This window comes from Ureibacillus sp. MALMAid1270 (assembly GCF_049202975.1).
Classification (GTDB): Bacteria; Bacillota; Bacilli; order Bacillales_A; family Planococcaceae; genus Ureibacillus.
On the sequence record NZ_JBMIRP010000034.1, the window covers coordinates 1 to 10,342 of the forward strand.

8 protein-coding genes and 1 pseudogene are annotated in these 10,342 nt (G+C 35.0%); 6 read left to right on the top strand and 3 right to left on the bottom strand.

The features are described 5' to 3' along the window. The first annotated feature begins 407 nt into the window (after nt 1-407). From ACOQFO_RS03985 to ACOQFO_RS04005, 5 genes and pseudogenes are all read left to right on the top strand, one after another. The gene (locus ACOQFO_RS03985; protein WP_421688414.1) at nt 408-1,385 is read left to right on the top strand and encodes an alpha/beta hydrolase; all 978 of its coding nucleotides are present in this window, start codon (nt 408-410) and stop codon (nt 1,383-1,385) included. A 355-nt stretch (nt 1,386-1,740) separates the two neighbouring features. Further along, nucleotides 1,741-2,655 (top strand): ABC transporter ATP-binding protein, encoded by a 915-nt coding sequence (locus tag ACOQFO_RS03990; protein ID WP_421688415.1) that lies wholly within the window; start codon nt 1,741-1,743, stop codon nt 2,653-2,655. Then, nucleotides 2,645-3,460: an ABC transporter permease subunit gene (locus tag ACOQFO_RS03995; RefSeq protein WP_421688416.1), complete on the top strand. Its 816-nt coding sequence runs from the start codon at nt 2,645-2,647 to the stop codon at nt 3,458-3,460. The genes ACOQFO_RS03990 and ACOQFO_RS03995 overlap by 11 nt, the downstream gene beginning before the upstream one ends. A 175-nt stretch (nt 3,461-3,635) precedes the next feature. Further along, nucleotides 3,636-3,799, top strand: a pseudogene (gene tnpA / locus ACOQFO_RS04000) (IS200/IS605 family transposase); the annotation flags it as partial. Between the two features lie 247 nt (nt 3,800-4,046). Next, nucleotides 4,047-5,903, top strand: a complete 1,857-nt coding sequence (locus ACOQFO_RS04005) for a DL-endopeptidase inhibitor IseA family protein (RefSeq protein WP_421688417.1) — start codon at nt 4,047-4,049, stop codon at nt 5,901-5,903. Between the two features lie 69 nt (nt 5,904-5,972). Here the strand turns inward: ACOQFO_RS04005 and ACOQFO_RS04010 are convergent, their stop codons facing one another. The 3 genes from ACOQFO_RS04010 to ACOQFO_RS04020 all read right to left on the bottom strand — a co-directional run bounded on the left by ACOQFO_RS04010 (nt 5,973) and on the right by ACOQFO_RS04020 (nt 8,485). Next, complete coding sequence (locus ACOQFO_RS04010; protein WP_421688418.1) at nt 5,973-6,848, bottom strand: DMT family transporter; 876 nt, start codon at nt 6,846-6,848, stop codon at nt 5,973-5,975. A 418-nt stretch (nt 6,849-7,266) separates the two neighbouring features. Then, complete coding sequence (locus ACOQFO_RS04015) at nt 7,267-7,782, bottom strand: hypothetical protein (protein WP_421688419.1); 516 nt, start codon at nt 7,780-7,782, stop codon at nt 7,267-7,269. Between the two features lie 13 nt (nt 7,783-7,795). Beyond that, entirely contained in the window at nt 7,796-8,485 is a 690-nt protein-coding gene (locus ACOQFO_RS04020; protein ID WP_421688420.1) for a B3/4 domain-containing protein, read from the bottom strand. Nucleotides 8,486-8,555: 70 nt separating this feature from the next. Here ACOQFO_RS04020 and queG point away from each other — a divergent pair, with 70 nt between their 5' ends. Then, nucleotides 8,556-9,689, top strand: coding sequence for a tRNA epoxyqueuosine(34) reductase QueG (gene queG / locus ACOQFO_RS04025; RefSeq protein WP_421688421.1), 1,134 nt, complete (start codon nt 8,556-8,558; stop codon nt 9,687-9,689). The last annotated feature ends 653 nt before the right edge of the window (nt 9,690-10,342 follow it).

Below are 10,342 nucleotides of genomic sequence, written 5' to 3' on the forward strand. Positions count from 1 at the left end.
AATGGCAATAGGTTTCTTTGTCATGGACATTTTTGAAAATACAATGAAAATAATGAGTGTGCAGGCCATTCCAATCCAATTTCCAGTAATTTTGGTTCATTTCACCCAGAAAAATTGTTATTTATTCCGAGACTCTATTATGAAATGTTAACTCTTTTAGTATCTCTAAAAATTAGTATAATTTAACAGATTCTGTTATACAAATTTTATTATTAATAATATCAACTACTAATCTAGTGACGAAAGGTATGGAAATATAATAATGATTCGGTAAAAGGCATAGTGTACAATGATTATTGTAAAAATAGTAAATACTATGTAAATTTTTTCTTTATTTAAACATTAAAACTAATAGTAAAGGCATAGAGTTAGGTTTTTCTATTAGGAAAGGCTGGGGATCTATTTAAATGAAAAAGAGAAATAAAATTATTATACTTGTAGCTTCTTTTCTTATAGCAATAGTCGTAATTGTATATTTTGCGGTAGGGAATTATTTCTATGAATATGCATTAGATGCAAAGGATGAAAAGGAGTTTATGGATGATAATCCGCATTTAGAAGAGAGTATTGCGGTTAATGCGGATGTTGCAGAAGCAGCTGAGTTAGCGGATGCAAACTTTAAGGAACAACATCCATCAACATCTATGTCGATCGTTTCAAATGATAAGTTAAAGTTAAACCTTGAAGCTGATCTGTATGAAAATGATGATGCGGACGGACAAAAATGGGCAATCGTGGTTCATGGTTATACAAGTAAAGCTGCTAATATGACTCGTTACGTTCGAAACTTTTATGAGCAAGGCTATAATGTGCTAGCTCCTGATTTACGAGGGCATGGAGATAGCGAGGGAGACTATATCGGGATGGGATGGCATGACCGATTAGATCTACTACAATGGATTGATGAAGTCATCAAGCTTGATGCCAATGCTGAAATCGTACTATTCGGTGTATCGATGGGCGGAGCTACTGTCATGATGGCTTCAGGGGAAGAACTGCCTTCTAATGTAAAAGTAATTGTAGAAGACTGTGGCTACTCTTCTGTTAGTGAAGTTTTCACTTATCAATTAGATGATTTGTTTGGTTTACCTGAATTTCCAATTATCAATGCTGCGAGTACAGTAGCCAATTTCCGTGCTGGGTATGATCTATACGAAGCTTCAGCAGTTAAACAAGTTGCAAAGAGTAAAACGCCAATGTTGTTTATCCATGGCGATGCAGATACATTCGTGCCATTCGAAATGTTAGACAAAGTATACGAAGCAGCCAATGTAGAGAAAGAAAAATTAATCATTGCTGAGGCTGGCCACGCGGATTCTGAAAAAGTAAATCCAGAATTATATTGGAATACGGTATGGGGATTTGTAGGCAAATATATACAATAGTGAGGAACTGCTATCAACAAGTGAAGCAAGCGTCTATCCGAGGAGTTGGGTAGGCGCTTTCTTTTGGTCATTGTGTGTGGCTTGAGGGGATAATAGACAGAATTGGCAAGATAATAGACATTCTTGCCAGGATAATAGACAAAACGCAAGAAATAATAGACAGCAGCCTCCCATTCCTCATATACGCCAATATAATATAAAAAAAGGAAATTGTTCTATACAGCGTATAACAGCTTTGTTATAATACTCGTAGAACAGAATTGTTCTAATCGAGATATAGCAGTTCCTAATCCAAAACAAATGAATTAGTCAATATAGGGTAGTGCCTAATAAGTATAGAAACGAGTGAAGAGGTATGGTAGCGACATTTATAAATGTTAACGGATTATCGAAATCCTTTGAACAACAGTCAGTTTTAAAAGATGTTAATTTTCAAGTAAAAAAAGGTGAGATTATCGGGTTAATCGGTCCTAACGGGGCAGGGAAAACAACATTTATTCGTACTCTTAATGGGGTTATTAAACAAGACAAAGGAACTATCGAAATTAACGGTCTTGATCCATTGAAAGATGGAGATGCCATTCGAAAAATATCAGGGATCGTAACAGAAAGTGCGGGTCTTTATCATCAACTGAGTGGGGAAGAAAACTTACGATTTTTCGCTGACCTTTACGGAGTTACAAATAAAAATAGAATCGTTGAATTATTAATGCTATTTGACTTAATTGAACATAAAGATAAACAAGTTGGTAAATACAGTACGGGAATGAAAAAAAGATTAGCTTTAGCAAAAGCATTACTTCATAAACCAGAAATACTGTTTTTGGATGAACCAACAAATGGGCTCGATCCGGATGGGATTAAATTAGTGCTTTCCTATTTGAAAAAATACAATGAGGAAACAGGAACAACGATGATTATTTGTTCGCACGTCCTGCATCAATTGGAGAATGTTTGTCATTCTTTCGCATTTATTGATGAAGGTACAATAGTTGAACAAGGTTCGTTGGAAACACTTGCTGAGAAGTATATTGATACTCTTATGGTCCAAGTGGAAACGACTTTAAAACCAACAACAACTGACTATTTAGGATATAAGTACTCTGTTACAGAAAATAACAAACTTATTTTTGAGTTAAAGTCAAAACATGAAATTTCAAAATTACTAAATGAAATATTAAAGACAGATCAAGTATTTTCTGTTACGCACCTTAATACGGATTTAGAGTCCATTTACTTTGAAGTAAGGGGGAAGCAATATGATAAGTAAATCTATTATTCGAAAAGATATTATTGATATTACGAGAAGTAAAACATTATTAACGACATTGATTATTATTCCAATAATTTTTTCAGTTGTGTTTCCCCTTCTCGTTGTTGGAAGTGCACTCATTTTTGATATAGAGCAAGTGACAGGTAATGACTTAAATATGATGCTCGAAAAATTTGTTGGTGTGATGGATCCGATAGTTGCCACTTATTCAGTTGAGCAACAGATTGTCTATATATTTATTAACTACCTACTACCTACATTCTTTTTACTTGTACCGATTATTACTGCAATGACGGTTGCTGCGAATAGTTTTGTTGGTGAAAAGGAAAGAAGAACGTTAGAAAGTTTGTTACTTTCTCCTATTTCAATTAAAAATTTATATTTAAGTAAAATTATCGCTTCGATCATCCCGCCATTATTTGTATCTATTATTAGTTTTGCAATTTGTGGTGTGGTTATTAATGCTTTAGGTTTTCCGATTTTCAATGAGCTAATTTTTCCTTCAACAAACTGGATTGTTCTTATTTGTTGTCTTTCGCCAATGATTATTTTGCTGGTAGTTCTTGTGAATATATTAATTTCATCGAAAGTGAAAACTTATCAAGAGGCACAAAATATTGCAGGTGTGATTGTTCTTCCAATAGTAGCGTTAATCATCGGGCAAATTAGTGGTGTATTCCTATTAGGTTTAGAGTTAATCCAAATTATTTCTGCAGTATTACTTGTTATTAATTTCATTATTTTATATAGAATTTCTAAGTTTAATGACCGCTCTGAGTTATTTGAAAAGCAAATTCATTAATTGAGCATGTATACCTACTCTCTTGTTGAGGGTAGTTTTTTATTGTAGAAAGAAAACCCCCTGCTAGGCAGGGGGTTCCGTATAGCTTACAGCGAGGTATTAAAAAAGATCCCAACTGGTGCTAAAATAAATTTTGGTTCTCCAACCAAATTTATGCATACAGGAGGGATCTATTATGTCTTCTGACAAGAACAGTTTAGCACATACAACATGGAATTGTAAGTATCACATAGTATTCGCACCAAAATATAGAAGACAGATTATTTATGGGAAAATAAAAAAGACATTGGACAAATTCTAAGACAATTATGTGAAAGAAAAGGTGTAGAAATTATTGAAGTACAAACTATAGAACGTTTACTTCCTTAGATTTATATCCAACGATTCTTGCAAGTATAGGAGTCAAAATCGAAGGGGAACGTTTAGGAGGAACTATGTCAAATGAGTGGCATAGTTCCTTTTTTACGTTTCGAAATGATTCTAAAAATTTATTTTAAAAAAAGTAAAACTCCATGAAACTTATTTACACGATCGAGCGACAAATGGTATGGTTTGATATTTTAACCTTAAATTGGAGGAATCACCTATGAAAAAGGGAACTAAATTTTTATTTGCTACGACTTTAACTGGGACACTTTTAGTAAGTGGGATTGGGGTATCAGCTTCATCTAAATTTAAAGATGTAAAAGACGGCTTTTGGGCTGATGACGAAATTAAATATTTGTACGATGAAAAAATTACTTCTGGTTATCCAAACGGTAAGTTCATGACTGATAAACCAATTACAAAATCACAAGTTGCCATTATGTTAGTAAAGGCATTAGATTTAAAATCAAGTAAAAATTCAAAAACTGAATTTAAAGATGTTAAGAAAAAACATGATTTTTATGACGAATATGTTGCAGTAGTTGAAGCTGGAATTTTCCCGAAAGAATCGAAATTCAAACCAAATGATACTTTTTCCAAAGCAGAAATGGCAGAAATTTTAGTTAAAGCTTTTAAACTAAAAGGCACTGGAACACTTGAGTTAAGTGATGTCTCTAAGAAGTCAGACAGTTATGATGAAATTTCAATCTTAATTGAAAACGATATTGCTGTACTAGGTAAAAACAATAAGTTTGAACCAAATAAAAAGGTTTCTAGAGCAGACTTTGCCGTTTTCCTTGCAAGAGCCCTAAATTCTGATTTCTTACCAACACAATATAATATTCCGCAAAATATGAACCCTGTCATCAAATTATTTGATTTACTAATAAAAAATCCAAAAGAGATCCTATCTTTATTCACACTAAAAAATGATTATGGGTTTGTAAGCATTGCTAACCAAATTAATAAACTTGAAGTTTCTAGTTTAAAAGAAATTGGTCGTTTAAATGGAATGACTGAATTTGCAATTGAACTAAATGTCGATTTGAAAGCTGAAAAAGCAGGACTTTTACAAGAAGGAAAAAATGTTCTTTATTTCTTAATTGAAAAAGAGGATTATATGGACTACAGTATCGTATCAGTCAGCAAAACACCACATCTAAAAGCAGATGATTCTATTTCATTTACAAATGATAAGGCTAAAAGCTTAATTTCAAATTCAAAAAAAGCATATTGGAACGCAGTAAGTGGTGGTGAAGGGCCACGTAGTAATGAAACTTTTACTAAAAATGGGGTCGAATATCGCTATATGGCCGAATCTTTAAACACTGAGCAAAAATTAAAAGCATATTTAGGTCAAACGTATACACCAGAACAAGTAGAGAAATTATTTAAAGATCTTGGCTTAATAACTAACAATGGTAAACTAGCTCAACCGAATGCAGATGGTGGTAGTTTATTAAACTTTGATAAAGCTACTGTGAAACTTATTTCAAATTCTACTACAGTGAAAAAATATGAATTACAAGTTCAACTTGGTGATACAAAAGAGGTTCAAACAATGGTTGCGGAATTGCGTTTTGTTGAAGGGCAAGGCTGGCGTGTTCAAAGTTTGGTAGACGTTCAACAATATAACTTATCGAATGCAGAAGCACTAAATTTACTTTCAGAGGCCAAAAAAGCATATTTGTATGCAGTAATGGGTGGAGAGGGTAAAGGTGAGATTGAAACTTTCAAGAAAGATGGTAAGGAATATCGCTATATGTTGGAATCACTCAACACAGAAGAAAAATTAAGAACATACTTAGGGCAATACTATACTTCTCAACATGTTGATAAACTCTATAAGGACTTAGGTTTTATAACACATAAAGGAAAACTTGCGCAACCGAATGCTGATGGTGGAAGTATGTTATACTTCGAAAAAGCGAAAATTGATCTAATATTTGATTCTGGTAATGTAAAGAAATATAAATTAACAATTCCGCTAGGGTTTACAGGAGTCGTTGAATTAATGGAAGCCGAACTTCATTTTGTAGATAATGAAGGCTGGCGAGTAAACAGTTTAAAATATTAATAAAAGCAATGCCCCTTACAGAATGATGAATTCGTAAGGGGCATTTCATTTTTAGCAGTGGAATGCGAGTTATCGATTCGTTAAAATAACTCCGCCAATAACTGCAAGACCACCGAGAATTTGTGCAAAGTGTAATTGTTCACCTATGAAAATAGTCGCAAAAATTGTTACGAATACTGGAATAAGGTTTAAGAAAATACCTGCTCGGTTAGCTCCGATTTCCACAACACCTTTGTTCCAACATAAGAATGCAACAATAGAAGCGAAGATTCCAAGAAATAAGATAGCACCTATTGTTTTCGCTGACCAATTTATAGGACTTTCTAAATTCGCAAGTTCGTACATTGAAAACGGCATCAACATGATTGCGCCAAGTCCTATAGAAACTAAGAAGGTTGAAAAGCCAGGAAGTCGATCTGCATATTGTTTCACAAGGAGAGAATAGATACTCCAACAGAAGACCGCAACAATGACGATTAAATCTCCAAGATTAAATGTAAAATTGATTAGATTCTCAATGGAACCTTTCGTGAGGATGATCACAACACCAATTAAAGAAATTGCCGTTCCGAAGATTTGATTTCGACTCACTTTAATTTTTAAGAAGACAAATGATAGTATGTATAAAAAGATTGGTGTTAAAGAATTCATTAATGAACCATTGATCGATGTTGTAAAGTAAACACCAATATAAACTAACGTATTAAAACTTGCAACTCCTGTAAGAGCAAGTACGATCACAATCGGCCAATGGGCTCTTATTTTTGACCAATCTCGTTTTGTATATTTATAGGCAATTGGGAAAAAGATGAGGAATGCGAGACACCATCTTAAAAATGCTAAGGTAAACGGAGGGATTTCCCCGGTAACTGCCCGGCCAAATACAAAATTTCCGCCCCAAAGTAATGTTGCAAGTATTAATAATAAATGTGGTGGAAATTTCATAGACAGCACTCCTTATGATTGAATAATATTTCCATTATAACTGTATTATATTTTACTTCAACCTAAGGGCTACAAATTAGAATAATCCATCATTGATGTAGAATTTTACCAATTAATTTCCTTGATAGAAAAAGGAGCACTCCACAAGTGAAGTGCTCCTTACATAACGACTGTCAGGACAGAAAACTATTAGTGTTTGTTTTTTACTTTTACTACGGTTGGTTATGAGTTATCGGTAAAAAAAGTAACAGGTTAACGGTCATCGGTTTACCATATTTTAAAATTAGGCATGCACGACAGGCATTTTGACAGTATGTTATGCCTCGGTTTGGTCTCTCACCGCCCCGAGGAAGTCGTGTTGGGGAAAGCGGCTTTGTTCGTGTATCACTTCCACCATTGAGTTTTGGATTCTATTAACTTAGAAGTAGTTTGAATCATCAAACTCAAGTTCAACTTGATAATTTTTCGCGTTAATAAGATTCGATAAACGATGAGCTTCCTTTTCCAACTCATTTGCTTTAACGCGATACTCTTCTGGTTCATATAAAGTAACTTGATAGAAGATGACATTGTCCCCTGTGCTATGATAAAGTCTTTCTTTTTCAGACTTACTCATTTCTTTACAAAGTGAAGCTTCTGCACGTAGCTGACTAGCTAGCTCAATTGCTTCTACAATTGGTAACTCTTCGCCTTTAAATTGAATCATATGATCAATGTTAGCACGATAAATTAATCGATCTAAAGTTCTTGAGTCTTTTCGAACTTGAGCAAGTTCTTTTTCGACCTCTGAAAGTGAACGACCAGAAACTTTTGGGGTCTGTCCCTTTTCTACAATCGCTTTACTAACGGAGTGAATTTCATTCGTTAATTCAGAAATCTTTTTCGTTAAGACACTTTTTAATTTTACCGCTTCTGCAAGAGGAATTTTTTTCATGTATATCCGCTCCTTATAGTGAGATTGTAGGTTCATTGGATGAAAGTATGAATGTTTTGTAGTCTCCACCACTTACTTGGCAAAACATCTTGCCAGCAGATTGAAGTAACTCATGGCATTCATCTTCTGTTAATGACGGTCTTAAATAGAAAATTTGTAATGCATTTGTTGTTTCTTCCGTTACAGCAGTTCTTTTGGAATCAACAAATGGACTACCAAATGCTCCATCTTCATCGATGCTACATAATATATTTTTTAATGTATTAAAACGACCATTTAGCCCTTCATAACCGGTTTCTTCATCTCCAACAGTTATGACAACATCCCCTTGGATTTTGGAAAGATCGTAAATACCTATTGGAATTTCAAATTGTAATGAAAAGAAATTATTTAAATCTACACCTAAATGAAATGGTTCTAAGTAGTTTTCTTTTGAGATTCGGCGCATTAGGCTTTCAGCAGAGTGACGATATCGATTTGGATCCGCTCCAAATGATTTCCAAACCTTTCTCCATTCCGCTATACCAGGTCGTTCGGTAACAGGTGTTTCTTGCAATTCCAAGAATAGGTTCTCTTGGTATAAATGAGTTCGGCCTTTTATCATTTGAGGAGATTCTGAGACAACAATTTTGGTATAATGGATAATGCCTATTTTTAATTGATCGTTTGTTTGAAATAAAGATGGATTAATCGAAATGTTCAATTTGAGTCACCTACTCAACGAATTTTAATAGATACCAATATTTTACCAAAGAAAGGAGCGGAATGCGAAAGTGAGCATCGAGCAATTACAAAAAGATTTAATTGATTATGCAAAATCAATTGGTGTCGATAAGATCGGGTTTACAACCGCATCGCCGTTCAATGAATTAAAAAATCGCTTGAAGCGTCAACAAGAATTAGGTTACCAATCGGGTTTCGAAGAATCTGACATTGAAAAACGTACAGAACCTGTGAAATTACTTGATGAAGCTGAAAGTATTATAGCAATCGCCCTTGCATATCCATCAAAAATGGAAGATGCTCCTACAGGAAAAAAAGGAGAGAGACGTGGAATCTTTGCACGTGCTTCCTGGGGCGTAGATTATCATGTTGCTCTTCGTGAGCGATTGAAATTGTTAGAAGAATGGTTAGTTGCGCGGGTACCTGATGTTAAATTTAAGTCGATGGTCGATACTGGAGAACTTGTGGATCGTGCTGTTGCTGAACGGGCGGGCATAGGTTGGAGTGGTAAGAACTGTTCCATCATTACACCTGAATTTGGATCCTATGTATACTTAGGTGAAATGATTACGAATATTCCTTTTACTCCAGATACTCCGATTGAAAATGAATGCGGAGACTGCAGATTATGTTTAGATGTTTGTCCAACAGGTGCGCTTGTTGAACCGGGTCAGCTAAATGCAAAGAGCTGTGTTGCATTTCTAACGCAAACAAAGGATTTCTTGCCAGATGAATATCGTGCTAAAATCGGAAATCGTATATATGGCTGTGACACTTGCCAAACGGTTTGTCCAAAAAATAAAGGAAAAATTAACTGGATTCATGAAGAATTCAAACCAGATCCGGAAATTGCGAAGCCTTTATTACAGCCTTTATTGAACATGTCGAATAAAGAATTTAAATCGAAGTTCGGGTACGTTTCAGGTTCGTGGAGAGGGAAGAAACCAATTCAACGAAATGCGATCATTGCTCTAGCACATTTTAAGGAACAATCCGCGATTCCAGATTTAATTGATATAATGAAAAAAGATGAGCGTCCTGTAATGAGAGGCACAGCAGCATGGGCTATTGGGAAAATCGGAGGTCCGCTTGCTGAGGAAGCTCTTATTGGTGCGCTAAAGAAAGAAACTGATGAAGAAGTAGTTACTGAGATCCACAAGGGGCTTAAGTTGCTTGGGGTGTAATAGAGGAAAGTAACTCGGGAGCTTTTATTCTCAAGTAGAGTCGTTATTTAGACAGAATTGTGGGAAATCCAGAAAAGTTGTCAAAATAAAGCCGGATTTAGACAGAATCGTGGGATATCCCAAAAAGTTGTCAAGATAGAGCCGGTATTTAGACAAAATTGAGGGATATCCCGAAAAGTTGTCAAGATAAAGCCGGTATTTAGACAGAATCGTGGGAAATCCCGAAAAGTTGTCAAGATAAAGCCGGTATTTAGACAGAATCGAGGGAAATCCCGAAAAGTTGTCAAGAAAGAGCCGGTATTTAGACAGAATCGAGGGAAATCCAGAAAAGTTGTCAAGAAAGAGCCAGTATTTAGACAAAATTGAGGGAAATCCCGAAAAGTTGTCAAGATAAAGCCGGTATTTAGACAAAATTGAGGGAAATCCCGAAAAGTTGTCAAGATAAAGCCGGTATTTAGACAGAATCGTGGGATATCCCGAAAAGTTGTCAAGAAAGAGCCGGTATTTAGACAAAATTGAGGGAAATCCCGAAAAGTTGTCAAGAAAGAGCCGGTATTTAGACAAAATTGAGGGAAATCCCGAAAAGTTGTCAAGATAAAGCCGGTATTTAGACAGAATCGTGGGATATCCCGAAAAGTTGTCAAGAAAGAGCC